Consider the following 25,773-nt stretch of genomic DNA (forward strand, 5'->3'; position numbering starts at 1 on the left):
AAGTAACCTTTACTAAGATATCTTCTTTTTATCTATTATTTATTATCTTTTTTAACGATTAATTGAACGTGCCATCCGGGAAATTGTATGATTCATTCCGCGAATTGTCTTACTTAATTCAAAAATAGTATCTGTTGGCGGCACTACTCCCCAACCAGCATCTCCAATATGTTGGATATCAACACCACAAATTTTATTTTGAAGAGCAATATCATGAACAGTTTGAGCTCCAGAGCTTTCTTGACTAGTTCCAATTGTGCTCATTACTAGTCCACCATCTCTATGAACAATTTTTACTATCTTAATTAATTCCTCGCTAGTAAAACCAGGAACTGTTCCAACAGCAGGCACTAAAATGACGTCTGCACCAGCATCTAGAAAAGATTTAACTGATTCTTCACTAGCTACCGGTTCGTCCACCCCAGCTCCATGCATTTTTCCCGCAATAATTAAACCTGAGAAATTTTCTTTAGCTGTTTTTACAGCTTTAGCAATCATTCTGTTAGTTACACCAGTACCAGGATTTCCAGTAAAACAAACGAAGTTAAAACCTAATTTTTCAGCAGCTTTCATCGATTCAACTGTTGCAGTTCTTCCTGAAGAAATCTGCAACTTCGTTGATTCCATCTCTGCTTTCTCATCAACTGGCTCCAAGTTTACTCCAATTGGGCGTCCAGTTAATTTTTGAAGTTTTTTAACTGTATTTTCTGGCTTATCTATCTTTAAGCCACTTACCTTAGGCTTTAAAGTATCAAATAAATTCAATAAAATTAAATCTGCTCCAAAAGCAGCAGCAATTTCTGAAGTAGTTAGATTATCAATTGCTGGCTCAGTAACCACATTCTCACTTAAAACAGTTCTACCTTCACTAGCCTTGATACTTTGTTTTAATTGAGTACCATTCATTTTTAAAATTTCACTAGCATTTGCACTAATTATTCTAGTAACCATATGTTATCCTTTCTTACTTTCTTCAATAATTTGTCGTTTATTTAAAGCGCTCATAAATGGTAAATAAATCAAAATATCAACAATGATATTAAATAATTGCAAGATTGATCCTGCAATACTATTAGTTGCTAAGAAACCTGAAATAAGTGGCGGCATTGTCCATGGAATAACTGTTCCGTTACATAGTGGCACCCATCCCAGTTTCATTGCTATATAAGTAGTAATAGCATTAAACATAGGTGCAATAATGAACGGAATAATTAAACTCAGGTTCAAAACTACTGGCAAACCAAACATAGTAGGCTCATTAATATTAAAAATTCCGGGAACAATAGTTAATGGAGCTAAAATTTCATTCTGTTTACTTGCACGTTTTCTCCAAACTAAATAACCTACACATAAAACTAAGCCTAAAGTAGCACCTGCTCCACCCATATATACGAAATTATCAATAAATGGCTGAGTAATAATATTACCACCATGGGCTAAATCTAATTTTCCTGATTGATTCAGCACTCTATTAGCATCCGTTTGCATTAACCAGATTGGGGACATAGCCGTATTGACTACGTTTCCTCCATGAATACCGACAAACCAGAATAAACTTACCAAAATAATTGATACTAAAGTCCCCAGTAAGGTATTACCTAATAATCCTAATGGCTTAGCTAGAATATTCATGATTACATCATGTAAGTTACCCCAGTGGGCCCATGAAAATAGCCAGTAGATACATCCTGCTAAAAAGATACAAACTGTACCTGGAATTAAAGCGGAGAAGCTTTTTGCGACTGCAGGTGGAACTGTATCAGGCATTTTAATTTGAATATTATGATTAATAAACCATTGAAAAATCCAAGCGCTGAGCAAGCCTAAAAAGATTGCCACAAATAATCCACGACTTCCAAGATAAACATATGGGAAGCCTTCAGCAGGAGTCTTTCCTCCACTCATGATACTTGGTGTCACAATAAAGAAAACTGACGCTGAGATAATCCCAGCAGAAACGCCATCCGTTTTATATTGATTGGCATAGCTCCATGCAATTCCAAAAGCTGCAATCAATCCCATAATTCCGAAAGATCCATTGCTTACTTTAACCAGAATCTGTGACAAACTCACTCCATGAACAGCAGTTTTAGTTAAAAAGTTGGTCCAAGCATTGATTGGAAAACCATTAATAACCATAAATAGTGATCCAACAATGATTAATGGCATTGCCATTGCAATTCCGTCACGAATTGCAATTAACGGCTTAAAGGCACCAATTTTTGCTGCAACGGGCATTATATTCTTGTTTACCCAGGCATTGACTGCATTTGACCTATTACTCATTTTTTCTAATCCCCCTTTTATTAATATTTTTGAGCTATTCTTTAATTATTGGTATATACCCATTTTAACATGAAGCGCTTTCTTTTATCAAAACATAAGCATTTTCTTCTATACAAAAAGCATCCCTTTCAGGGATGCTTTCTTACTAATTATTTATTATCATCAGGCAATATTAAAATGAAGTTTAACAGTTTATTAGCGTAACTACGATTATCTTCAAAATCTTTAACTGTCTCATTTAATTCAGCTAGTTGATCAGTAATAATTCCATTGACATTGTCATACATCATCTTCATCATCATTTGTGGACTATTAACTGTCCAAGCATATACTGGCTTATTTTGAAGTTGAGCCTGCCATATAAAATCATTATTTAGGGTAGAATATTCCATTGAATACCCATCTGCAACACTTTGGGGATAAGTGAAATTATAAGGCTCAATATACAAGACAAATAACTTAGGATTAATCTGGTGTAAGCCCTCAATAACACGATAATCTAATGATTGAACTTGATATTTACGCTTAACAATTAGCTTGCCATATTTTTTATTAAAATTTTGAAGCATTTTTGGAGAATCATTAGGTGTTGTTTTAACTTCGATTAATAATTTTTGCTTTAGTTCCTTAGCAGCTTTTAGGTATTGATCAAAACTGGCGATTTTAGCTTGGTGACCATCTTCATGAAGCGTAATTCTGGTCAACTGCTTTAAAGTTAAATCCTTTGGAGTTTTATTAATACCAGCTAACTCTTTCAAATTTTCGTCATGCATAACTACAAACTGATTATCTTTTGTCTCATGCAAATCTATTTCCACATAATCTGGATGAAGTTTTGCTGTCTTTTTTAGAGCCGGAATAGTATTCTGCACCCCATTCTTATCACTTACTCCCCTGTGTGAAATAGTGACTGGACGCTGCATATAGGCTCCCTTTAAATACAAGGCACTATTGATTCCTGCAGCTAATACAAAAATGATTATTAAGCAGGAATCTACTATTTTAACTGTCTTTTTACTTTTTACTTTTTTCTGATCTTCCCACTTAAAACCATTTAACGGTGTGACGACAATTAAGATAGAAATAACACTAATCCAAATTGCAATTAACTCACTGAGGATCTGAACCAGCAACAGATTAAAAATCGCAAAACTAAAGCTAAGCTTTTCTGGCAAATGATCTAATCCCAATTGACAGAAATAAATTATTAAATTGCAGCTAACTAAAATTACGCTAACACAGATTCCTGCAACCAATAAGCTACTTAAGAGGGCCCACCAATTTTTGTGGCTGGTTAACTCCCAGCTTTTTTTCATCGCAGGCCATGTCTTTTTTTCTTGATAAATCATCAAGGGAAGCGTCAGAATCAATCTGATACCAAAAATAAAAGCTAGCAAATAAAAAATTATCAATCCACTAATCAGCCAAATGTTTCTAGTCATAAAATCCAAAATAAATTCTGGAATTTGAACTTTGGCTAATAACGGTGTTCGATAAACCATATCTGCAAAAGGTACAATTAATAAAAAATACAGGCCTAGTAATAAGATAGACCCTACTCGAACAGAACGATATGTCTGACATAATTCTTGAAATAGTAATTTAAGAGAAAATCGATTCTGAGAAATTTCTCTAATTCCCAATAATATTAAGGCAAATACACCATAAATTACTAAAAGCAGGATAACCAATTCAAAGATTAAAAGTAGAGCAACTCCACTATGAGTGGTAATAATGGTAACAATGTTTTGATATGAAACGAATGGAATTGCGCTAGCTTTTAAAATTCCAGTTGTTACATATCTGAATAACGGAATTATTAGCATCTGCGTAAAAATATCTATTCCGATAAACAAAGCTACATACTCTAGCCAATGCATTCTAAAATTTTTAGAATACATATCTATTTTTCGAAAAATATTTTTCAAAAATTATTCCTCCACTCCCTATTTTCTACCCTTGCAATTTAGTTTATTAAAAATAGGAATCCTTATCTATTCTCAGGATTCCTATTTTGCCAAGTCAGCACTTTTTACATGCAAAAAAATCAATTTACTTAATTCTTGAAAGAATAAGCGATCTTCTATATTTCTTCCTTCATAACTACTCAAAACGGTACAAAATACTGTTACTTTTTTCGTCATAAAAGCACAAACCTCATGGCATGCCTGACGATCCCGTCCCAATTTATTGTAGGTAAGAAGATTCTCCCCATAAAAAGTTAAATCTGTTGAAATAGTATGATTACTCAATCCTTTACGCACTAAAGCACAGAAGAGATTCTGAGTAGTCATTAAATGTGTAATCAACTTATCAACACTAGCAGCTGTACATTCATTATCTTGACCGTTAGCTGAATAGCGCATTAACTCTCGCCCCAATCGGATGCCGGAATAATTCTTTTTTAACCACTCATCAATTTCATAAATATCAAATTTTTCAATTAATAGATTAGTAGCTACATTATCCGATAGTGCACTAGTTAAATAAACTAGGTCTCGAACGCTCCAATTAGTACGACGTAAATCACCAATAATACCGGCGCCACGCACACGAGAAAGATCAGTAACTTCCATTTTTTCATCCACGACTTCAGGGGTCTTTTTCCACTGATCTTCAATATATGCAGCAATAGCTAAGTCAATCAAGCTTCCTGCTGGAAAAATTTTCTCAGCTTGATATTGATACATAATTTGATCGCTACACCTAACAATTACACCTGCATCAATATCATACTTTTGGATAATGTCAGTAATTCCATCCTTTAACATAAAGCAATCGCCTTTCTTATTAGAATTAGACAAAACTTAACTTACGTTATCTTATATATTATATCAGTATCTTTTATTATAAAGTTATTTTAAAACTTTTTATTATCTTATATCAAGATAGCTTTTAATTTCAAAAGAAAAAGATGCTTAAGTGCATCTTTTCTAGTAGGTTACAGTCTTTATTTAATTTGTTATTAGAATACTACTCATCTAATTGCTTTAATTGATTAGTTACTAGTTCTGTTTCTTTAAACTTTTCTTCTAATCTAGGTAAATCTTGATTAATCGTTGCTAAAAATAAGACACTTGAAACAAACACTTCAGAAAAAAGTGAGTTTATCGCACCTACTCTAAGTAGTTTTTCATCTGTTGATATACCTAAAACTACATCACTGACTTCAACCAAGGGAGACTGATGAGAACGAGTGATAGCAATAATCGGAGTATGATTCTTACGTGCTTGTTCAGCAAGTAATAATATTTCTTGAGTCAGGCCACTATAAGAGAAAATAACCAAAACATCTGTCGAATGGGAATAACAGATTCTCTCTAAGGCAATATGAACGTCTTGATTAAAAATGACATTTTTATCACTACGAATAAATTTATAGTAAAGATCTTGAGCTGGTAAACTGGATGCACCAACACCAGCTAAATAGATTCGATCAGCATTTTTCAAAAAATTGATAGCTTGATTTAAGGCCATTCCATCAATCAAATGAGCTGTTTTTTCAGTATTATGTTCAATACTTGATAGAAGTTTTTGTAAAACAATATGTGGATTATCATGATTATCCACAATCGGTTCAATTGTATTTTCATTTTCTTGTGGTGTATCTTGAGCAAGTTGAATTTGAAAATCTTTTAGTCCCTTAAAACCCAATTGTTGACAAAAACGAATCATCGAAGCCGCACTAGTTTTAGTGATTTTTCCTAAGCCTTGTGCATCTTCTTGTAAAAAAGTCTTTGGATGAGCCAATAAATAATCGGCAATCTTTTTAGATGCTCCCTTAAAATTAGGATAATTGTTTAAAACTTTAGTAGATAAATCCATAACGTACCTCTATTTCTATTCAACATTCTAAGGTACTGAAATATTATTTCAAGATTTTCGTGCAAAATTTAATAATCTCTTTGCTTCTTTCATCAAGGTATCATTATCATTACACTCAGATAATTTATAGCCTACAAAATAAGGCGGTGCATAAAAACGTGGGATAATTTTACAACAGATTCCGTCTTTATTGGGATAGAAAAACAGGTTATATGAATCACATTTTCCTCCATACATCTTTTCTAAGGTATAACGGATAGCGTATTGAATCCAATCTGCCCAAAGATCTAAGCCGTTTTTATCTATTAAATTAACATTTAATTCCTGAAAGCCTTGAACTGGATGTGTCGCAAAATTAACTTCCATATTATTTGTCTTAAAAACAGTAATTCCAGTAAAATTATTTTCGTGAATATATTTATAGCCATCTTCTTTATACAAACCGACAATTTGCATATGTGGATGAGATAGTGATCCATTAGACTTAGGTCCAAAATTTTTATACCAAAGGACTGATCTGAATTCTCTGTTTTGCCTCATCTTGTCGAAGCATTCGAGAGCAAACTTCATTAAGCGGCGATTATATTCTTGTGAATATGTAGCAACATCCCCACTATGTTTATCTGATTCAATCAGTACGGTTTGTTTTGTATCCCTTAAAGTTGGAAACTTATTCGCAAGCCAAATCATCGATCCATTTGTTTGATAAATGTTGGTCAAATTATCTACATCACAAAAAGGACATGCATTACTTTTATCTTTATTAAAACTCGATGGTTTATCTTTAGCTATCGCAAATTCAAATATAAGTGGATCGTTATTCAAATTTATTCTCCATCTCTGAAAAAAATATTTGCACTTCAGCTCACACTCTACTATAATAATCTATGAAGGCGATTGAAGCGCTTTCATATAACATTTTGTAGCTTTCCTTAACTTTACTCTTTCGGTCACTTTTCCGAAAGAGTTTTTTTATCTAGAAAAGTACAACTTGTATTTCCTTAGATTTCGCATCTTTAATTAACCCTTCTACTCTATCAGCCACATGCCCTTGCTCGATATCAACGGCATATCCCAATTTAAAATCAATTACAATTTTTACTAGGTTTAAATATGCATCTTCACTATCTAATTCAGTCTTACCACCGAATTTTTGACTACGAAATGTAATTAAAACAGGAATAGATCCCATCACATCTTTTACTTTTCCCGCAACTTCAAGTAACCTATTCATTAAAACTACGTCCTTAAAATAATCAATTCTCCACTCCATCATCTCAGGTTGGAGTTTTTTTATTTCCTCTGCTTGCTTTAAAATATCCTTTTCACTTACACCAGTATTAATAGATATTAAAATCATTTGCTTGTTAATTTCTACTTTTCTTTGATCAAAACTCATCTTTTTTCTCCAAATAAAAAATTGCTACCTAAATTATAGTAGCAATTTTATCTTCATTCATTAAAATTTATCACGTTTAATGCTCCGAATAATAGCAATTACAAATACTAGGATACTACATCCCATACCAAAGTAAGCCATATAGCCGACACTAAACATTTGACCAATCTGTGCTGGATTAATTTGATGGTTAATAGCAAATTGATATGCCCATTGATGAATTAAGGCTGGTGTTAGAACAAATAACACTGTTGAAATACCAGATCCTACTAACATAGCACGACGTGAATATGGTTCTCTAAAAAATTGTGCCAAAACACAAATAGCAGGAGCTACCATTAAAAGGAAAGTCCAAATCATAATCCATCTACCTGCAGGATCATTCATAAATTGCCCACTATTTGTCGCATAACGATATGTTCCCCATAAACTGCCGCCTAATAAGTTATCAAGTAAACCAACTACGTTTGCTCCTTGCGCTGCATAAATATTATTGGTACTAGCAGCCGCCCCTTGAAGCATTTTTAACATATCTTGTGAGCCAGTAGTCTGAAAATTAATAGTTACAACTTGTCGCATATAAGTGGATAAAAACATGATCATTGAAGCTCCTAGCTGCAATGCTTTAAGTAAATGAAGTGTTTTGTTTCCACCTAATTTAAATTCTAGACTAAGAGTTCGATCAGGATTTTTACTTTTTACAATGATAAATGCTCCAGCAATTGCAGCAATTATTAAAATTACTAGACCAAGCCACCACCTGGTCATAATAAATAGAATTGCTAGCACAATTAAAGCTACTGAAATGTATGGCCGGTTTAAGAATAAGTCCCAAATGTTTACTTTACCATGGCTTGCTAGTCGCTTTCGATACTCTTCTCTAGTTAAAACTTTTTTCTTATCTTTAGAATCTTCCATCTTATTCACTATTCTCTACCTTTACCTTATTGTGCTAATCAATATTAGCATGTTAGAAGACTATCCGCATTACTTTTTTAAGAAAATTATGTAACTTAAAAAGATCGTGATAATTGCTTTTAACACACTATGTTAAAATAATATTATTAAAAATTCAGACCTAGTTTTAAATTTTTATAAATATCCAATTTATTAGGGGAGTGTTTATTAATGAAAACTATCGGTATTACTGCAGGTATTAAAAATAGTGAGGTAATTGTTGATCGAAGTGTTGTTGATACGGTGGTAAAACTTGGATTTCTTCCTCTTGTCTTTGCTCCCGTAAGCTTAAAGACTATGCCAGTACCTAGCGTCAATTTCGATGCTTTGATTCTTAGCGATGGTCCTGATATTACGCCAATTTTTTATAATGAAGAGCCACTTCCTGAGCTTAGAGAAACTGATCCCCATCGAGATCAATTTGAGTTAAACTTGATCAAAAATACTCATGATTCCAACTTACCAATTTTAGGAATTGGCCGCGGAATGCAGATGTTAAATGTCGCTTTTAACGGTACACTTTTCCAAGATATTTATGCTCAAAATTCTGGTGCAGGTGTTCAACATATTCAGCCAAATGATCTCTCTTTAGAAAGTCACCATGTTAATGTAACTGATGAAAGTGAACTTGCTAAAGCTGTAGGGACTCATCCCTACGTTAATAGCCACCACCATCAAGCTATTAAGACTATTGCTAACAACTTTAACATTGTAGCAACTACCCCTGACGGTATTATTGAAGCTATTGAATCAACTGATCAAACAATGTTAGGTATTCAATGGCGACCAGATAAGCTATTGAACGATCCGAAGCAAGAAAAAATTTTTACTAACTTTTTTGCAAAATTAAACTAAAGAAATAAGCTTGAGAGGTATGAAACTTCTCAAGCTTATTTTTAATTATTTTTGTTTTTACTTCCTTCACTCATGTCTAAATGAACAATTTTATTAAACATCGCTTTTTCTTTTGGTGAAATTTTGTGAGCAACTTCAATTACTGCAACATCAGGATTTTTCAAAAGAGTTTCATGGATTGCTAGAGACAAGTTCGGATCTAGAGCACTCGTAGCTTCATCAGCTAACAAAATTGGTCGCCCTGACAATAAGGCACGAGCAATTTCAATTCGTTGGATTTGTCCACCTGATAAACCATTGCCAGCTTCGCCAACTTTATGGTCAAGCCCCTCTTTTTTAACTAATTCATCTAAACCAGCTAGATGAATAACTTCCTTTAATTTTTCGTCGCTAACCTTTCTACCTAAGGTAATATTGAACCGCAACGTATCATCGAACATAAAAGGTTTTTGATTAACATAAGAGAAATAATTATGAGCTTTTGCCCAGTCCCCAGTTACATTCTTTCCGTTAATCAAAATTTCACCCTTTACTGGTTTCTTTAAGCCAAGCATTAGGCGCAGCAAAGTGGTTTTGCCCCAACCACTGGGGGCCATAAGCAGAATCTTTTCTCCAGGTTTAACCTGTAAATTAACATCTGTAAAAATTGTATGCTTATCTGCCTTAGTTCGATACGAAAGATTTTTTACATCTAGTCCTTCAAACTTCTTGGCTTTTTCTGAATTTTCTTTTATTTCATAATCAAGAGCTTTTTGTGTTTTCTTCCACATTGGAACTGTTGATTTAACTTGATTAAATTCATTAAACAAAGTTACGACTGGCGTAATGAAGTTCATTGCTAAGTCTACCATCATAAATAAGGTACCAACACTTAAGCTTCCCTGCATCATCATTATCCCGCCAATAGTACATGGAATAATGAAACAAAATAATTCAGCAGCAGAATATATTAATTCCAAGGCCCAAGCTTGAGTTAAGTTCATATTTCGCAGAGCATTTTCCATATTTTGAGCTGATTTTGTTGCTCTTACAACAATATTATCTCTAACATTATAGAGTTTAGCTGATTGAGCACCATTTAATGAATCAGAAACATTCTGAGTATAATTAGCATTTGTTTTAGCCCAAATTTTAGACTTTTTAGTAATAATCTTACTAGTAAAAATTTGTACAATAGCTGGAGCAGCCATTGCAACTACGAAAATAATGGTCATTTGCCAGGAATTATATAAGGCAAACGCTAGTGACCCGACAAAAGTTAAGCCTTGATATATCATATCAAGTTGAGCCGTAATTCGATTTGTTTCGATTTGCTTTAAGTCATTCGTCATAAGTGACAAGCCATTTTTTATATCAGTTTCACCTTGATCAACCAAATATTGTAAATTAGCCCGCTTGAAAACCATATTAACATCACGAATGATTCCCATTTTTACACGCTCATAGATGAAATTACTCATCATAAAGCATAGCTGCCCTAAAGCTGTTAAAGCTGCTAAACGCACTAAATGCATTACATCCTTTGAATGCGATGATGCGACATTCAGCATAATTTTGATCATGTAAGCCACAAATAAGATATTACAAGCCTTTATTGCAGCCAAGATCGCAAACCAAATCACCTGACTTCGTTTTGCATATTTTAAACTCATCTAAAACTCCTCACTTTAGTTAAGACGTTAGTTTATTATATATGGCTTTATTTTCTGAATCAAATACACAAAAGTAGACCTTAATATTGAATTTTTGTTGTTTAAGCCAGCTTATTGTAGTTTCAACAGCTATTTTGGCAGCTTCTTCTTTTGGATAGCCGTATACACCAGTTGAAATGCAAGAAAAAGCAATTGAATGTAAATTATAATTTTTAGCTAAATTGAGACTGTTGCGGTAACAATTCGCTAAAAGTTCTGCATCTTTTTGAGCAAAATTCGGATTATAAACTGGTCCTACAGTGTGAATAACATATTTAGCTGGTAAATTGTAGCCTTTAGTTATCTTTGCTTCCCCAGTGTCGCATCCCTTAAGCGTTCGACACTTTGCTAGTAATTCTGGACCAGCAGCCCGGTGAATTGCGCCGTCTACCCCTCCGCCGCCTAAAAGAGTACGGTTGGCAGCGTTAACAATTGCGTCGACTTTTAATTTGGTGATATCTGCTTGAATTACGTGAAGATTAGTCATTGCTTCCTCCGATCATATTGTTGGACCCATCATTATTAGATAATATCTAAAACAGTATTAAAAATATATTGCAATTTAACTGAACAAGTATTAATATTTTTATTAATTTAAATCTAATTTTATAAAACACATTTATTTACTCCTATAGAAAAAGATGTAAAAAAATTCATAGAATCTAGATGATTAAAATGACCACAAAAAAATTAATTAGAATTGATTTAACTCTTTTTATTGTAATACTACTTTTAGAAATATTTTTTTCATTGGGAGCGTCAGCGAGCTCTTATATTATTCAATTTGCATATAATCAACTAGCTAAAAACATTTTGATTGGTTTCTTATTTTTCATAGTTAGTAGTATTTTTCTTTCATTTCTTGCAACTCTTCTTAGTTCATTGGCCACATATCTTTTCAGCAAACAAACTCAAAAATATATACATTATATTCGAGATAAGATAGTTAAACATTACTATTACAACAATAATTCGAAAGTAGCTGAAATGGAAAATGAACTAAATAGTAATTTGCAATTACTTAATAAGAATTATGCTAATCAGCTTTTAAATATTATTCAATCCATTTTTCTTTTAATTACTTCAATCAGCACGCTTTTTCTTATGAACTGGTCACTTACATTATTAGCTTGTATATTAGCAATTACTACACTTTACATACCATGTTTTACAAGAAAAAAGAGCTCACTGGCAACTAAACAAATTTCAAATAAAAACAGTAAGTACTTATTAGCAATTGAAGATTGATTTAATGGCCTAGAGGAATTAAGAAAATATGCAGCTTTTGATAAATTAAACTTAGTGATGCAAAAAACAAGTAGACAATTAGAAAATGCCTTTGTAAAAAAGCAAAAAATTATTTCTATTGCCGACTTTTTAAATGGTTGTACTAATTCTTTTTCTCAAATAGCAATTACTTTTTTAGCTGCAATTTTATTTTTTAATCATCAAGTAACTTTTGGAGTTGTAATCGCTGCCGGAAACTTTTCCACATCGATTTTAAGCTCTTTACTAACCATTACTACTGCCATGACTCGTATGCAGTCAGTTCAAGAAATAAATAAACAAATTATTGAATTACAACAATTTAATAGACCTTCAAAAAAACCTAATAATGAAATTTATTCAATTAGCACCCACAATCTTAGTATTTCATTTAAAAACGGAGAAACTTTATATTACCCGAATCTTGAAATAAAGAAAGGAGAAAAAATTCTTTTATGTGGTGATAGTGGAGTAGGAAAATCTACTTTATTTAAACTGATTTTACATCAAATAAAACCTACTTCAGGACAAGTAATTTTTAAAGATAAGTACAATCGTAAACTCGAGCCTAATTATGCTCAAATAGGCTATATTCCTCAAGATGGACATTTATTTCCAGTATCTATCTCTGATAACATTACGATGTTCAATGCTTCATTAAATTCTTTAGTTAAAAAATTTGTTGAACGCACTTGCCTAAAAAAAGATGTTTTAAATATGTCCAATGGAGTTGAAACTAAAGTTGATTTAGATAAAAGTAATTTTTCTGGTGGTCAAAAACAAAAAATTATTCTAGCGCGAAATGAAATACGGAATTTTCCTATTATGCTAGCCGATGAGGCAACAAGCGCAATTGATTCCACAAACACATACCATATTCTTAAAAACTTAGTTTCATCTAATCAAACAGTGATTGTAATAGCACATAATCTAGACCCCATCACAGAGAATTTATTCGATAGAAAGATTCATCTTAAATATGAGAGGTGATATTCTATGTCATTTAAAGGTTTATACAATGTAAATAAAACCAGAATGATTGCTTTACTTTGTCTAGAAGTACTAACTTCTGCTCTATCTATTGGAGTTAGTTATATCAATACTTACCAAATAACAGCTCTTAAAGAACGTAAATTACAACAATTTTTTATTTTAATTTCATTATCTTTAAGTTTGCTCGTTCTCAATTATATAGGTCTTAACATATGTCAGTACTGGATTGAAGCACAAATTCAACAATATAATCATCAAATTAGGATCAAATTGGTAAGTCATTATTTTAATGATGGTAAAAATCATAATTCTGCCAGTATTCAAAATAGATTAACTAATGATTTGAACCTAATAAATGAATCTAAACTTTTAGTATATACAGATATTCCTTATTATCTAACCCAAATTATCTTTGCATCAATCGGGTTACTATTTTTTAATTGGAGTCTACTAGTTATTGTTTTAACAGTTGGCATTTTAAATTTTTATTTACCTAAATTACTCCATTCTTCGCTACAAAAAGCTGCTTTAAAATTATCTCAAGCCAATAAGAATTACTTGAATACAGCTGAAAAGTGGTTAACTGGACTAAGTGAATTACAAAAATTTTCTGCTGGTTCACAGCTTTTTAAGGTTATGAATCACGCATCTAACAAATTAGAAGATGCTAATATCGCAAGGACTAAAACAATTCAGTCCTTAATCATTCTCAATAAAGGATTAGCTTCCTTATTACAGCTTTTTCTTTTAGGAGTTACAGCCTTTTTAGTTACCCAAAATATAGTTTTATTTGGTGTAATAGTTACTGTGGAAAGTTTTAGTTTGTATATTAATACAGCAATTAAAATGCTTACAACGGACATAGGTCAAATTCACTCTGTAGACAAACTTAATACCGAAATACAGAATGCAACTTCTAGTATTAATCAATTTATAAATTTAAAATCTCCCGTCAGCCTATCTACTAATAATCTTTCTATTAAGTTTTCTGGCGGTAAAATAATTAAATTCCCAGATTTAGATATTAAAGCAGGTGAAAAAATTCTTTTAACTGGAGACTCAGGATCCGGGAAAACAACTTTGTTTAAAATTATTCTAGGAAAAATAAAGCCAAACACAGGTACGATAAGCTTTAGAAATAAAAATGGACAAAAAATTGATCAAAATGAGGCTAAAATAGGCTATATTCCCCAAGACCCTATTCTTTTTCCAGATAGTATTAAGAATAATATCACAATGTTTGATGCTAGTCTTAATAACAAAGTGGCTACATATATTAATAAGTTTTCTTTTAAAAATGATATTCAGAAAATGCCTCTAAAAATAGAAACAAAATTAGATGTACAAAATTTGGTGGTCAAAGACAAAAGATAATTTTATCTCGTGCCTGTATACATAATGATACTTTTCTTTTGATTGATGAAGGCACAAGTGCCATTGATCAAAAGGCAACTTTTGAAATTTTACAGGAACTGCTTAGAACGCCTATTACTATTATTTTTATTGCCCATAACTTTAACCAAGATATGAATAAGTTATTTGATAGAGAGATTCATCTAAGTAGTGAACAATAAAAAAATTCATCACAAAAATAAGCTCATCCCCTAAAACGGAAATGAGCTTATTTTGATTTATGATCATGAGTATATATTATAGGCAAATATATGCAAGATTGATAAAAAAATAATTATTAGGAATTTGCTAATCAAAACTTATTCTTGTGAAATATAAAAATATACCAAAACATATATATAAGAAAAATAATTGATAATATTCCAAATGTTACAGTCATTAGATCATTTATATTTCTAATAATAAGTATAACGATCGGACCTATACAACAAAATAAATAGCTTATTTCTAATATAAGTTTATTAACATTCATTTTTTATTCGTTCCACTAATAGATAAAATATTATTAATTTCAAGGCTTTGAATATATAATACAAAACTGTTAAAAATCCATCAGCGAAGTGTCTATCATGACACAACTAAAATGCTATATAGGCTGTAATCGACTCCATCCCATGTCTTTCAAAAAAGTCTAAAATCTTTTTTGCTTCTAATTTTTCTTCATTAAAAAGATAACCATAATAATCTGCCATCACTTTAAAAAATATAGTTCTTGGCTCAACCGGTAACTTATACAAGAAATTCCTCAATTTGCTTATCATCTCAAAATTTCTATCATGTTTTAAGAACATTATGTTTAAATAATTAACCATTATTCCTCCAAGTATTTCTTGAATTTTCCTGCTGGCTTTATCTATTTCCTTATACTTTCTTAAAATCATATTTAGTTCATACTCAATCTCTGATTCATCAAACAGAGATATAGCCATAGCAAACAAGCGCAAGTTATCTTCTCCCCACTCATCTATATTAAGTATTAATTTCTTAATCATTGCTTCTTCTTTACATGATAGTTTATTCTTTTTAAAAAAGTTCTCTAAAAGAAGAGCATGAGCATAAACATTTCTGTATTGATAATCTGTAGCACAAATTTTTCTTATTTCTACAATTTTTGAAAGATTTTGTTCATAATATGCATTTCTTAACTGCTCTAAATATTTTTTACTTTTTCCCTTACTTTCTATACCCTGAAAGAAATCGGAAATATTAACTCTATTTCGTTCAAGTATTTCAATCAAATCTTTTGCGTTAATTTCATGTAATCCTCGTTCGATTTTTGAATAATAGGATTTTGTTAAAATATCTCCTACCATCTCTGTTTGACTTAGTCCTAGTTCTAACCGTAGTTTTTTCAGTTCTTTCCCAATTTGCATTATTTCATCTCTTTTCTAAGTTAATGATATGTAATTATATAATTCTAGTCCTAAACTTAGAACAAAAAATAAGCTCATCCCCAAAGTAGGAAATGAGCTTATTTTGATTTACTTATCAATAATTATCTCTTAGTAACTGCGATTAAGTCGTCACCATGCTTCTTTTCTACGCCATCAATACGTTGAACATTTGCATAACTAGTAGTGTTAGTAATTACAGTCATAACAGTTGTATCGTATCCTGCTTTCTTCACAGCATCTAAATCAACTGTTCCAAGCTTTTCACCTTTTTCAACATGTTGGCCTTGTTTTACATCAGTAGTAAATCCTTCACCCTTCATGTTTACAGTGTCAATACCAATATGAATTAAAACTTCTGCACCTTCGTCGGATTTAATTCCATAAGCATGCTTAGTTTCATAAGCAACTGTAATTTCACCAGTTACTGGGGAGTAGATAGTACCTTCACTTGGTACCATTGCAGCACCCTTACCCATTGCTTCAGTAGAGAAGACTGGGTCATTTACATCTTTTAAGCTTTCTGCTTTGCCTGAAACAGGAGCAGCAATTACTTCATCATGTAATTCTTTATCTTCTTTGATAATTTGTTCAGCTTTTTCTTGTTGTGCTACTTGATCACCAGCAGATTCAACAGTACCGGATTCTTCTACTACGTCTTCCTTAAAGTGACGTTTGCCATATACAAAGGTTAAACCAAAGGCAACAATGAAACTAATTGCTACAGAAAGTGCCCACATTGGAATGCTCTTTGGAACCATTGACAAGAATCCAAGGAAACCAGCTGAACCAAGAGCAGCAGCAGTAACATGCATTAATCCTGCAAAAGCAGCACCAACACCTGCACCAATTAAAGCACAGAAGAATGGGAACTTGTACTTCAAGTTAACACCAAACAATGCTGGTTCGGTAATACCAAGTAATGCAGAAACACCAGATGAACTTGCTAAGCCCTTAACCTTTTCATTCTTAGTTAAGAAGTAAATAGCAAATGTAGCAGCACCTTGCGCAACGTTAGCCATACATGCGGTAACAAAGATAAAGTCACCGGATCCACGACCACGTGCATATTCAGCTAAAAGTTGAGTTTCAACTGCTGGGAAACTTTGGTGAAGACCAGTAGTAACAATAGCTGAGTAAGATAAACCAAAGATACCCATACCAAAGGCACCAGTAGTATTGTAAAGCCAAACAATAGCAGTAGTTATTGCATCTGACACACCTTTAAAGACTGGTCCAATAATTGTAAAAGTTAAGAAACCAGTGATCATAATTGAAAGAAGTGGTGTGAAAGTAAAGTCAACTGCAGATGGTAGCCACTTGTGGAATCTCTTTTCTAAGAAAGCTAAAAGCCAAACTGCTACTAAAACCGGAATAACTTGGTATTGGTAATTAGTTTGAGAAACGTGTAAACCAAAGATATCCCAATATTTACCAGCTCCACCTAAAGCTGGAGTGGTCATAATCATACCAATAGTTGCACCCAAGAATTGGTTAGCTCCAAAACGTTTAGCAGCAGACATACCAACTAAGATAGGCATGAAAATAAATGGAGCAGCGGACATTACCTGGATAATTTCAGATAATCCTTTAACGCTCGGTGCCATTTGAACAACTGACTTAGCTCCAAATAAACCTGGAGAAGTTAAGAAGTTGTTCAAAGCCATTAATAAACCACCGGCTACTAAGGCTGGAATAATAGGAACAAAGATGTCAGATAAAAGCTTAATAAAGGCCATTACTGGATTGAACTTTTGATCCTTTTGAGCAACCTTCTTTAAATCATCAGTTGAAAGCTCTGATAAACCCGTCATTTTAATTAATTCATCGTAGACGTTATTAACATCCCCAGGTCCAATAATAATTTGAAACTGACCGTTAGTTTTAAAAGTACCCTTGATATCTGGATCGCTATCAAGCATTTTCATATTTACTTTACTATCGTCTTTTAAGACTAAACGTAGACGCGTAGCACAGTGAGCAGCGGCTACTAAGTTGTCGCGACCAACAGCTTCAATAACTGTTTCAGCAACTTTTTTGTGATCCATGTCTGTCTCCTCCTTGAAAATGTGTAAGCGTTTTAAATATTTACATGTATTATGATAGCGTATTCTAAAATTATGTCAAGCGCTTATCACAAAAAATGTTATTATTTTGCCACATTTTAATTTCTATTTTTTCAAAATATTAGTTTAATACTGTTATTCGTTTGACATATAGACCAGCTTTAAGTTAACATTCTTATATAAGAATGCGTTTACATATTCAATGAGGTGAATAAGTTATGGAATGGACAAGAGAACAACGTTATCGCAAATATAAAGATTGGGATGCACAGACTTTATTAAATCTTCAAGCTCAAGCTGCAACCTCTCCTTATCAAATGCACTATCATATCCACCCACTTTCTGGATTAATCAATGATCCTAATGGATTTTCCTATTATAATGGTGAATACCATCTATTTTGTCAGTCTTATCCATTTGGACCAGTTCATGGAGTTAAATCTTGGATTCACTATGCTTCTCCGGACTTAGTGCATTGGCATTATTTTGGTTCAGCAATCGATCCAGACAGTGACTTAGATAATGCAGGTGCCTACTCAGGTTCAGCAATGGAACATGATGGAAAACTTCTATTAATGTATACAGGGAATCACCGCGATAAAGACTGGACTAGAATTCCTTATCAAGTAATTGCGGAAATGGATAAAGATAATCATATTACTAAACCTAAGGACGCCGCAATCTTGCCTCCAGATCATGTTAGTGAACACTTCCGTGATCCACAATTATTTGAGCATGATGGAAAATATTACGTTTTACTTGGGGCCCAAGATGCTAAGACTAAGAAGGGTCACATTGATATCTATGAATCAACTGATCTCAAAAATTGGCATGAAAATGGCTACTTAGACTTAGGCAAAGACGAAATGGGCTATATGATTGAATGTCCTAACCTAGTTTTTGTTAATAATTATCCTGTTTTAATTTTCTGTCCTCAAGGATTAGACAAGTCAGTTGCTGACTACAAAAATATTTATCCAAATATGTACTGGATTGGAAAAGATATTAACTTAAGTGAAGCAAAATTTACTCCTCTTCAAGAACATCCAGCTAATTTAGATGATGGCTTTGATGTCTATGCCACTCAAGCTTTTAACGCACCAGATGGCAATGCTTATGCTATTTCTTGGGTTGGTCTTCCAGACTGTACTTATCCAACCGATAAAGAGAACTGGGCTAATTGCTACAGTCAAGTTAAGCGACTAGAAATTAAAGATGGGGCGTTATATCAACATCCAGTAGACGCAATTAAGAAATTACGTCATAATGAGAAACAGCTCAATAATGAAAAGATAATTAGTCAAGCAGCCGGTAAGCAATATGAACTAAAACTTCACTTACTAGCTGGTCAAAGTGGAAAATTACACTTAGCTTCTAATGAAGATTTATCAACAAGCCTAGTCCTGGATTTTAATACAGATCAAAATGCAAAATTAACAATTGATCGTGCTTCAAGTGGTCCAGCTGTTAATCCAGATTATGGAGCAACTAGAACAATTGACCTGAAAGATGATCAAGATCTAGATTTAGATATTTTCATCGATGGCTCATTATGCGAAATTTTCATCAATAATGGTCGTCATGTTGCAACTTTAAGATTCTTTGCATCAACTCCAAACCAAAAAATTGCTTTTGACAAAGACACTAAGTACACGGGACGACTATGGAGCATGAATTCTATATTATAGGAAGATAATAATGGTCAAATTAACCGATGTAGCTGCCAAAGCAGGCTGCTCCGTTACTACAGTTTCACGCGTAATTAATAATTACGGCTATATTAGTCAAAAAACACGTAAAAAAGTTCATGAAGCAATGAAAGAGTTGAATTACCAACCTAATTCAGTTGCTCGATCTCTGCAAGGCAAGAAAACCAAATTAATTGGTTTAATTTTCCCGGATGTTTCTAATCCTTTTTTTGGAGAATTAGTTTCTAAAATAGAAGATCGCCTTTTTAAGCATGGCTATAAAGCAATCCTTTGTAACGCAGGCAATGACAAAGAAAAAGAGCGTACTTATTTACAAATGTTAATGGCTAATCAAGTCGATGGTGTTATTGCTGGTGCACATAACTTAGGAATTGAAGAATATCAAAGAACTGGCTTACCAATTGTATCTTTTGATCGAAAACTGTCGGACAATATTCCGATTGTTAGTGCCGATAACTTTAAAGGCGGCAGTTTAGCTACTCAGGAGCTTTATAATCATGGTGCGCGTCACATTTACTTTGTCGGAAATCCCACTTTAGATGGACACCCTACTCAAAAACGGCTCCTGGGCTACAAAGAAACAATTAAGGAACTCAAGTTAACAGAACATATCCATCCAGTAATCTTTAACGAAACTCTCGCCTTAAAAGAAATGGCAATTAGAGACTTACTAGAAAATCATAAAGTAGATGGAATAGTCGCGTCGGATGACCTCACTGCTCTTCTTATTTTAAATATCAGCCATGATTTAGGTATTCATATTCCTAAAGATTTAAAACTTATTGGCTTTGATGGTAGTAAAGTTGTCCGTGATTTTGAACCACGTTTATCTACAATTGTTCAACCTATTCCCTCAATTGCACAATTACTTGTTAAACTTTTAGAAAAAAGAATCGATAATCCAACTGAAGAACTGGGTAACTATACCTACTATTTACCCGTAGAATTACTTAAACGTGAATCTAGTGGAAACTAAAAAACATTAGGCACTTCAATGTGTCTAATGTTTTTTGTTACTCTAAATACATTTTCCTAAAATCTTTTAGATCTTGCTTTGAAAAACCAAGTTCTTTCGTAAAGTAATTTTCAAAACCACCATACCCGCTATCAATTGTCTGAGTAATTCCTTCAATAGCGGTACCTTCCCCTTCCGTAACATTCATTCGATTAACCATTTTAATCATCTCAGAATCACTTGGAAGTTGTTTTTTAAGACCAAACGTATACAGCTCATTTGTTAATAAATAGTCACGGGCAATTGTATGCTCATCAACACCAAGGCCCTTTAAAATTAATGCTGTGGTCATTCCTGTCCTATCTTTACCAGCACTGCAGTGATACACTAACGCTTCATTCTCAGGCAATGTAAGCAGAGATGCAAACACACGAGCAAAAGCCTTTTGACTAGCAGGACTTAAAATCACATTTTGATAAATCTCACCTAAATAACTATTAACTTTCGGAATATGATGTAAAAAGCGATACAGTTTATGACTGTCATTAACAAAATTACCGCTGCTATCCTCTGCATAAACATGACAATCGAGAACTTCTACTCCTTTCCATTGTCCGTCCGGGGCCATTAATTGTTCATTACTTGTACGCAAATCACAATCTACTGTGACTTTCATTTCTTCTAACTTTTCCTCATCGCGTTTAGTTAGACTACTTAAGGAATCAGAACGATAAATTTTATTCCACTTAACATGTCTACCTTCATTATTTTCATAGCCACCAATATCGCGAAAATTAACAGTACCATCAAAGGTAACTAAACGATTATGTTCCATATTTTTCATCCTTTATTCTCCATATTATCTCTCAGTTTATATTCTAGACTATTTTCTAAACTAATTAAGTATTTGAGATTTAAGTTCAAGAAAAGTTTTTCCCTTCTGCCTTGCGTACAGAACACTTTCACTTTGTTAGTTTATTTTTTATAATTGATAGTAATAATTTACCAAAAATAAATTTTAGGAGGATTGAGTTAGCAAGATGACAAAAGAACATATTGAGGCTTTAACAATTGCAGGTCATGATAGCGACGGAAGTGCTGGGATGCCAGCAGATTTACATGCTTTTTATGCACGTGGTGTTTATGGAATGGGGCTTTTAACTGCTGCTGTCGCAGGAAATTCTCAAGGTATTTTTGCACAACAATTAATGCCATTAGATTTTATTCAAAAGCAATTTGATGTTTTAAATGAAGACTTTAAAATAAAAGCTGTTAAAACAGGGATGCTAGCTAATAAAGACATCATTGATGTAGTTGCTAAAAACTTAAAACATTACCAAATGCAAAATATTGTGCTTGATCCAGTAATCATCACTAAACATGGAGCTACCCTTTTGGCAGATGATGCCTATCAAGCTTTTCTTGATGAATTAGTTCCCCTTGCAACCATTATTACACCGAACTTTTTTGAAGCTCAGAAATTAACTGGACTTGAACTAAAGAATGAAAATGAGATTAAACAAGGTGCAAGAAAACTACAAAAAATGGGTGTTAAGAACGTTTTAATTAAGGGTAGTCACCATAATAGTAATCAAACCGAAGTTAAGGACTACCTTTTATTAGCAGATGGTTCAGAAGAATGGTTAACTAAGCCATATTTTAAAACAGACCGAGTTAACGGAACTGGTGATACTTTATCAGCGGTAATTACAGCTGAATTAGCTAAAGGTACTGATCTCAAAACTGCTGTTAAAATCGCTAAAGATTTTACCTATGAAGCAATTTCACATCCAATAAATGTTGGCTCTAAATATGGCCCAATCAACCATCTAGCCGCCCAAGAAGAAATGAACTAATATTTTTTACTAACTAGGATTTAAGGCAATTTTAAGTTATACTTTGAACATACAATTTAAATAAGGATGATAATTATGGCAGATAAAACAATAAAAATTGCATACTTATACGAAGATTTAATGAATACTTATGGAGATTCTGGCGATGTTAAAGTAATTCGTTACCTATTGGATAAGCAAGGCTATCAAACTGAAGTTGATAACATTTCATTAGACGCTAGTTTTGATGCTAATGACTACGACTTTTTATTCTTTGGTGGTGGTCAAGACTTTGAACAAACTGTTGTAGCTAAAGATCTGCCACGTCATAAAGAAACAATTGAAAACTATATCAAAGCCGGTAATCCAATGCTTTGTATCTGTGGTGGTTATCAATTGATGGGAGACTATTATAAAACTAACTCTGGCATTACCATCAAAGGGTTAGGAATCTTACCTCTACATACAATTTTTAAGGTAGACAAGCGAATGATTGGTGATACGCGCTACATGACTGAATGGGGCGAAGTAAAAGCCTTCGAAAATCATTCAGGACAAACTTACTTTGATAATACTAATATGCTTCATCCCTTTGGTGAAATGATTGAAGGTTACGGCAACAATCCTCAAGATAAAGTTGAAGGTTTACGATACAAAAACTTTATTGGATCATATTCACACGGACCGCTACTTCGAAACACAAATGTGGCAAACGCAATTGTTAAAATGATTTTAGAACGTCACAAGGAGCGCACTGCTAATGAAGTTGAATCCGTTTAGGAAAGAAAGCCTCAAGCGTTATCTTGGTACTGATAAGCACTTTGTCAAAACGCTCGGGGCTTTTGACTTATTAACTATTGGTATTGGCGCAGTTATCGGTACAGGAATTTTTATTTTACCAGGTACAGTGGCCGCAAAAGAAGCGGGCCCTGGTGTCACCCTTTCATTTCTAATTGCTGCATTAGTTTGTACTCTAGCGAGTATGTGTTATGCCGAACTCTCTTCTAGCATCCCGGTTGCAGGCTCGGCTTATTCCTACGGAAATATTCTTTACGGAGAAGTTATTGGCTGGATTTTAGGCTGGGCATTAATCTTAGAATATATGTTATCAGTTGCTGCCGTATCTGCTGGATGGGCTTCTTATTTTAACTCCTTGCTACACAGCTTTGGCTTACACATCCCGCATCATTTTGAGGGACCATTTGATCCATTAAATGGTACGTACCTAAATTTATGGGCAGTTATTAGTGTTTTATTAATTGGAATCTTACTTTCTCGTGGAATGAAAGCATCCATGAAATTTAATAATGCTGCTGTTTTAATTAAGATAGCAATCATATTTATTTTTATTGGTGTTGGTCTATTTTTTATTAAGCCTAAAAACTATCAGCCATTCACGCCATATGGAACTACGGGCGTTTTACGTGGAGCTACAACAGTCTTTTTCGCATTTTTAGGTTTTGATGTTGTTTCATCTTCAGCAGCTGAAGTTAAAAATCCTAAAAAAAATATGCCTATTGGAATCATCGGTACTCTAATCGTGGCGGCACTTCTTTATATGGGAGTCTCAGTAGTTTTAACTGGAATGGTAAATTATAAACAACTTGATGTAGCCAATCCGGTTGCCTACGCTCTAAAGGTAGTTAACCAAGGTTGGGTAGCAGACTTATTATCGATTGGTGCTATTATCGGCATGAGTACAATGATGTTAACCATGATTTACTCAAGTTCACGTTTAATTTATTCTATTGGACGTGATGGGCTTCTACCTAGCTTTTTAGGAAAAATTGATAAACATGGTCTTCCAGAAAATGCCTTGTGGATCGTAACAATTGTTATTGCCATTATGGGTGGTCTCTTTTCTCTTGAAGAACTTACCAGCTTAGTTTCAATTGGAACACTGCTTGCTTTCACCTTTGTTTCATTTGGAGTTATTTTATTACGAAGAAGAAAAGATATTCCAGAAGGAGACTTTAAGGTTCCATTCTATCCAGTAATTCCAATTCTTTCGGGACTTGCCTGCATTGGAATGATGTGCTTTTTATCTGTTAAAACTTATATTTTTGCTAGTGTTTGGTTCTTATTTGGGCTATTTATTTACTGCGTCTATGGATATAAACATAGTAAAATCAGCAAAAGAAATGATTAATTACAAAAAGAGTAGTTACTCAAAAATCACGAGTAACTACTCTTTTTTATTATGACTTTTCGGTTCCCAATTAAGTGCTAATACCGCACAAATAATCATTATTGAACCAACCCAATCAATTGGAGCCATCACTAATCCAAAAATAATTACTGACCCAATCGTTGCGGAAACCGGCTCAAAAGCATCTAATAAACTAGCAGTTGATGGTTTGATATAACGAAGTGATCCCATCATCCATTGAAATGGAATTAGAGTTCCAATCACGATTACACCAGCCATTAGCCAAAAAATATTAATATTATTCGGAATCTTTGGCCATACCGGATGTGCTATTACCAAAGCAATGCCTGAAAAAAGTAAACCCCATCCTGTTACTACTAAGCTTGATGTATGATCAAGTAATCGTCGTGGAATTAGAGTATTAGTGGCTACTCCTACTGCCGAAATAAGGCCCCAAAACAAAACAGAAGGAGTTAAGGACAACTGATTAAAGTGCCCATGTGTAGCTAAAAAGAAAACTCCTATAAAAGCAACAACAGCGGCTATTACATCTACTGCACGTAATACCTGGTGCTCAAAGACTACCATATAAAATAAGACAAAAAATGGTCCGATAAACTGTAATACAGTAGCAATTGAAGCGTTAGCTTCTTGCACAACAATAAAGTAGCAATATTGCACAGGTAATAATCCCAACAAGCCGTACGCAATAACGGTAATTGCATCTTTTTTATCAGTCATAGTTTTAAGTGGGTGCTTACCAGTAATTTGAGCAAAAAGCAGTAGCAAAACTCCACTTATTACCATTCGAACTTGTGAAATCCAAATTGGCGTTATACTTGAGTTGATATTAAATAATCCCTTAGCAAATAACCCAGAAATGCCCCAAAAAACACAGGCTAATGCTGCCAAGCACGTCCACAATCTCTTTTTTGTCATATTTTTCCAACTTTCCTAATCTTATGCAAGATTCATCATAACAC

At 33.3% G+C, this 25,773-nt stretch carries 24 protein-coding genes; 10 read left to right on the forward strand and 14 right to left on the reverse strand.

The genetic code is table 11. The features are described from left to right. Window positions 1-51: 51 nt before the first annotated feature. From Q9R40_RS05695 to Q9R40_RS05730, 8 genes are all read right to left on the reverse strand, one after another. On the reverse strand, window positions 52-951 hold the full coding sequence (locus tag Q9R40_RS05695; RefSeq protein WP_304676878.1) for a haloacid dehalogenase-like hydrolase: 900 nt from the start codon (window positions 949-951) through the stop codon (window positions 52-54). Window positions 952-954: 3 nt separating this feature from the next. Beyond that, window positions 955-2,286 (reverse strand): PTS sugar transporter subunit IIC, encoded by a 1,332-nt coding sequence (locus tag Q9R40_RS05700; protein WP_304676879.1) that lies wholly within the window; start codon window positions 2,284-2,286, stop codon window positions 955-957. A 149-nt stretch (window positions 2,287-2,435) separates the two neighbouring features. Further along, complete coding sequence (locus tag Q9R40_RS05705; RefSeq protein WP_304676880.1) at window positions 2,436-4,214, reverse strand: glycerophosphodiester phosphodiesterase; 1,779 nt, start codon at window positions 4,212-4,214, stop codon at window positions 2,436-2,438. Between the two features lie 81 nt (window positions 4,215-4,295). Next, entirely contained in the window at window positions 4,296-5,057 is a 762-nt protein-coding gene (locus Q9R40_RS05710; RefSeq protein ID WP_304676881.1) for a serine hydrolase, read from the reverse strand. A gap of 202 nt (window positions 5,058-5,259) precedes the next feature. Beyond that, window positions 5,260-6,111 carry a MurR/RpiR family transcriptional regulator gene (locus Q9R40_RS05715; RefSeq protein WP_304676882.1) on the reverse strand — a complete coding sequence of 284 codons (852 nt, stop codon included), beginning with the start codon at window positions 6,109-6,111 and terminating at the stop codon, window positions 5,260-5,262. A 48-nt stretch (window positions 6,112-6,159) separates the two neighbouring features. Then, window positions 6,160-6,936, reverse strand: coding sequence for a DUF4931 domain-containing protein (locus Q9R40_RS05720; protein WP_300591730.1), 777 nt, complete (start codon window positions 6,934-6,936; stop codon window positions 6,160-6,162). Between the two features lie 151 nt (window positions 6,937-7,087). Further along, window positions 7,088-7,510: a type I 3-dehydroquinate dehydratase gene (locus Q9R40_RS05725; RefSeq protein ID WP_304676883.1), complete on the reverse strand. Its 423-nt coding sequence runs from the start codon at window positions 7,508-7,510 to the stop codon at window positions 7,088-7,090. Window positions 7,511-7,570: 60 nt separating this feature from the next. Then, on the reverse strand, window positions 7,571-8,428 hold the full coding sequence (locus tag Q9R40_RS05730; RefSeq protein ID WP_297937507.1) for a cytochrome C5: 858 nt from the start codon (window positions 8,426-8,428) through the stop codon (window positions 7,571-7,573). 210 nt (window positions 8,429-8,638) lie between these two features. Here Q9R40_RS05730 and Q9R40_RS05735 point away from each other — a divergent pair, with 210 nt between their 5' ends. Further along, window positions 8,639-9,322: a gamma-glutamyl-gamma-aminobutyrate hydrolase family protein gene (locus Q9R40_RS05735; protein WP_304676884.1), complete on the forward strand. Its 684-nt coding sequence runs from the start codon at window positions 8,639-8,641 to the stop codon at window positions 9,320-9,322. Between the two features lie 41 nt (window positions 9,323-9,363). On the opposite strand, the gene Q9R40_RS05740 is transcribed toward Q9R40_RS05735, so the two are convergent. Beyond that, on the reverse strand, window positions 9,364-10,974 hold the full coding sequence (locus Q9R40_RS05740; protein ID WP_304676885.1) for an ABC transporter ATP-binding protein: 1,611 nt from the start codon (window positions 10,972-10,974) through the stop codon (window positions 9,364-9,366). 19 nt (window positions 10,975-10,993) lie between these two features. Continuing rightward, window positions 10,994-11,500 (reverse strand): O-acetyl-ADP-ribose deacetylase, encoded by a 507-nt coding sequence (locus Q9R40_RS05745; protein ID WP_297937279.1) that lies wholly within the window; start codon window positions 11,498-11,500, stop codon window positions 10,994-10,996. Window positions 11,501-11,688: 188 nt separating this feature from the next. On the opposite strand from Q9R40_RS05745, the gene Q9R40_RS05750 reads away from it, so the two are divergent. From Q9R40_RS05750 to Q9R40_RS05765, 4 genes are read left to right on the forward strand one after another with little or no spacing between them, the layout of a single operon-like run. Then, entirely contained in the window at window positions 11,689-12,261 is a 573-nt protein-coding gene (locus tag Q9R40_RS05750; RefSeq protein ID WP_304676886.1) for an ABC transporter transmembrane domain-containing protein, read from the forward strand. Between the two features lie 57 nt (window positions 12,262-12,318). Beyond that, window positions 12,319-13,269, forward strand: a complete 951-nt coding sequence (locus Q9R40_RS05755) for an ABC transporter ATP-binding protein (RefSeq protein WP_304676887.1) — start codon at window positions 12,319-12,321, stop codon at window positions 13,267-13,269. Between the two features lie 6 nt (window positions 13,270-13,275). Then, window positions 13,276-14,646 (forward strand): ABC transporter ATP-binding protein, encoded by a 1,371-nt coding sequence (locus tag Q9R40_RS05760; RefSeq protein WP_304676888.1) that lies wholly within the window; start codon window positions 13,276-13,278, stop codon window positions 14,644-14,646. A gap of 38 nt (window positions 14,647-14,684) precedes the next feature. Continuing rightward, the gene (locus tag Q9R40_RS05765) at window positions 14,685-14,846 is read left to right on the forward strand and encodes a hypothetical protein (RefSeq protein WP_304676889.1); all 162 of its coding nucleotides are present in this window, start codon (window positions 14,685-14,687) and stop codon (window positions 14,844-14,846) included. A 417-nt stretch (window positions 14,847-15,263) separates the two neighbouring features. On the opposite strand, the gene Q9R40_RS05770 is transcribed toward Q9R40_RS05765, so the two are convergent. Then, on the reverse strand, window positions 15,264-16,058 hold the full coding sequence (locus tag Q9R40_RS05770) for a helix-turn-helix domain-containing protein (RefSeq protein WP_053107342.1): 795 nt from the start codon (window positions 16,056-16,058) through the stop codon (window positions 15,264-15,266). 122 nt (window positions 16,059-16,180) lie between these two features. Beyond that, on the reverse strand, window positions 16,181-18,124 hold the full coding sequence (locus Q9R40_RS05775; RefSeq protein WP_004896489.1) for a sucrose-specific PTS transporter subunit IIBC: 1,944 nt from the start codon (window positions 18,122-18,124) through the stop codon (window positions 16,181-16,183). Between the two features lie 236 nt (window positions 18,125-18,360). Here Q9R40_RS05775 and Q9R40_RS05780 point away from each other — a divergent pair, with 236 nt between their 5' ends. Next, complete coding sequence (locus tag Q9R40_RS05780; protein ID WP_304676890.1) at window positions 18,361-19,830, forward strand: sucrose-6-phosphate hydrolase; 1,470 nt, start codon at window positions 18,361-18,363, stop codon at window positions 19,828-19,830. A gap of 10 nt (window positions 19,831-19,840) precedes the next feature. Beyond that, window positions 19,841-20,827: a LacI family DNA-binding transcriptional regulator gene (locus Q9R40_RS05785; RefSeq protein ID WP_304676891.1), complete on the forward strand. Its 987-nt coding sequence runs from the start codon at window positions 19,841-19,843 to the stop codon at window positions 20,825-20,827. Window positions 20,828-20,864: 37 nt separating this feature from the next. Here the strand turns inward: Q9R40_RS05785 and Q9R40_RS05790 are convergent, their stop codons facing one another. Beyond that, window positions 20,865-21,641, reverse strand: a complete 777-nt coding sequence (locus Q9R40_RS05790; protein WP_304676896.1) for a tyrosine-protein phosphatase — start codon at window positions 21,639-21,641, stop codon at window positions 20,865-20,867. Window positions 21,642-21,846: 205 nt separating this feature from the next. Between Q9R40_RS05790 and thiD the strand changes: the two genes are divergently transcribed. The 3 genes from thiD (at window position 21,847) to Q9R40_RS05805 (ending at window position 24,790) form a co-directional block, all read left to right on the forward strand. Next, window positions 21,847-22,662: a bifunctional hydroxymethylpyrimidine kinase/phosphomethylpyrimidine kinase gene (thiD, locus tag Q9R40_RS05795; protein WP_297937261.1), complete on the forward strand. Its 816-nt coding sequence runs from the start codon at window positions 21,847-21,849 to the stop codon at window positions 22,660-22,662. A gap of 75 nt (window positions 22,663-22,737) precedes the next feature. After that, on the forward strand, window positions 22,738-23,421 hold the full coding sequence (locus Q9R40_RS05800) for a type 1 glutamine amidotransferase (RefSeq protein ID WP_304676892.1): 684 nt from the start codon (window positions 22,738-22,740) through the stop codon (window positions 23,419-23,421). Continuing rightward, window positions 23,402-24,790 carry an APC family permease gene (locus tag Q9R40_RS05805; protein ID WP_094497887.1) on the forward strand — a complete coding sequence of 463 codons (1,389 nt, stop codon included), beginning with the start codon at window positions 23,402-23,404 and terminating at the stop codon, window positions 24,788-24,790. The genes Q9R40_RS05800 and Q9R40_RS05805 overlap by 20 nt, the downstream gene beginning before the upstream one ends. Before the next feature lie 36 nt (window positions 24,791-24,826). Here Q9R40_RS05805 and Q9R40_RS05810 read toward each other — a convergent pair whose 3' ends face one another. Continuing rightward, window positions 24,827-25,729, reverse strand: coding sequence for a DMT family transporter (locus tag Q9R40_RS05810; RefSeq protein WP_297937253.1), 903 nt, complete (start codon window positions 25,727-25,729; stop codon window positions 24,827-24,829). Window positions 25,730-25,773 lie beyond the last annotated feature (44 nt).

The sequence above is a fragment of the uncultured Lactobacillus sp. genome, from assembly GCF_948948975.1.
Lineage (GTDB): Bacteria > Bacillota > Bacilli > Lactobacillales > Lactobacillaceae > Lactobacillus.

Coding starts and splice junctions, on each gene's coding strand:
- Q9R40_RS05805 (WP_094497887.1), top strand. CDS start 23,402: ATGAAGTTGAATCCGTTTAGGAAAGAAAGCCTCAAGCGTTATCTTGGT.
- Q9R40_RS05780 (WP_304676890.1), top strand. CDS start 18,361: ATGGAATGGACAAGAGAACAACGTTATCGCAAATATAAAGATTGGGAT.
- Q9R40_RS05760 (WP_304676888.1), top strand. CDS start 13,276: ATGTCATTTAAAGGTTTATACAATGTAAATAAAACCAGAATGATTGCT.
- Q9R40_RS05790 (WP_304676896.1), bottom strand. CDS start 21,641: ATGGAACATAATCGTTTAGTTACCTTTGATGGTACTGTTAATTTTCGC.
- Q9R40_RS05740 (WP_304676885.1), bottom strand. CDS start 10,974: ATGAGTTTAAAATATGCAAAACGAAGTCAGGTGATTTGGTTTGCGATC.
- Q9R40_RS05755 (WP_304676887.1), top strand. CDS start 12,319: ATGCAAAAAACAAGTAGACAATTAGAAAATGCCTTTGTAAAAAAGCAA.
- Q9R40_RS05725 (WP_304676883.1), bottom strand. CDS start 7,510: ATGAGTTTTGATCAAAGAAAAGTAGAAATTAACAAGCAAATGATTTTA.
- Q9R40_RS05735 (WP_304676884.1), top strand. CDS start 8,639: ATGAAAACTATCGGTATTACTGCAGGTATTAAAAATAGTGAGGTAATT.
- Q9R40_RS05730 (WP_297937507.1), bottom strand. CDS start 8,428: ATGGAAGATTCTAAAGATAAGAAAAAAGTTTTAACTAGAGAAGAGTAT.
- Q9R40_RS05695 (WP_304676878.1), bottom strand. CDS start 951: ATGGTTACTAGAATAATTAGTGCAAATGCTAGTGAAATTTTAAAAATG.
- Q9R40_RS05800 (WP_304676892.1), top strand. CDS start 22,738: ATGGCAGATAAAACAATAAAAATTGCATACTTATACGAAGATTTAATG.
- Q9R40_RS05710 (WP_304676881.1), bottom strand. CDS start 5,057: ATGTTAAAGGATGGAATTACTGACATTATCCAAAAGTATGATATTGAT.
- Q9R40_RS05775 (WP_004896489.1), bottom strand. CDS start 18,124: ATGGATCACAAAAAAGTTGCTGAAACAGTTATTGAAGCTGTTGGTCGC.
- Q9R40_RS05770 (WP_053107342.1), bottom strand. CDS start 16,058: ATGCAAATTGGGAAAGAACTGAAAAAACTACGGTTAGAACTAGGACTA.
- thiD (WP_297937261.1), top strand. CDS start 21,847: ATGACAAAAGAACATATTGAGGCTTTAACAATTGCAGGTCATGATAGC.
- Q9R40_RS05810 (WP_297937253.1), bottom strand. CDS start 25,729: ATGACAAAAAAGAGATTGTGGACGTGCTTGGCAGCATTAGCCTGTGTT.
- Q9R40_RS05700 (WP_304676879.1), bottom strand. CDS start 2,286: ATGAGTAATAGGTCAAATGCAGTCAATGCCTGGGTAAACAAGAATATA.
- Q9R40_RS05785 (WP_304676891.1), top strand. CDS start 19,841: ATGGTCAAATTAACCGATGTAGCTGCCAAAGCAGGCTGCTCCGTTACT.
- Q9R40_RS05715 (WP_304676882.1), bottom strand. CDS start 6,111: ATGGATTTATCTACTAAAGTTTTAAACAATTATCCTAATTTTAAGGGA.
- Q9R40_RS05750 (WP_304676886.1), top strand. CDS start 11,689: ATGACCACAAAAAAATTAATTAGAATTGATTTAACTCTTTTTATTGTA.
- Q9R40_RS05745 (WP_297937279.1), bottom strand. CDS start 11,500: ATGACTAATCTTCACGTAATTCAAGCAGATATCACCAAATTAAAAGTC.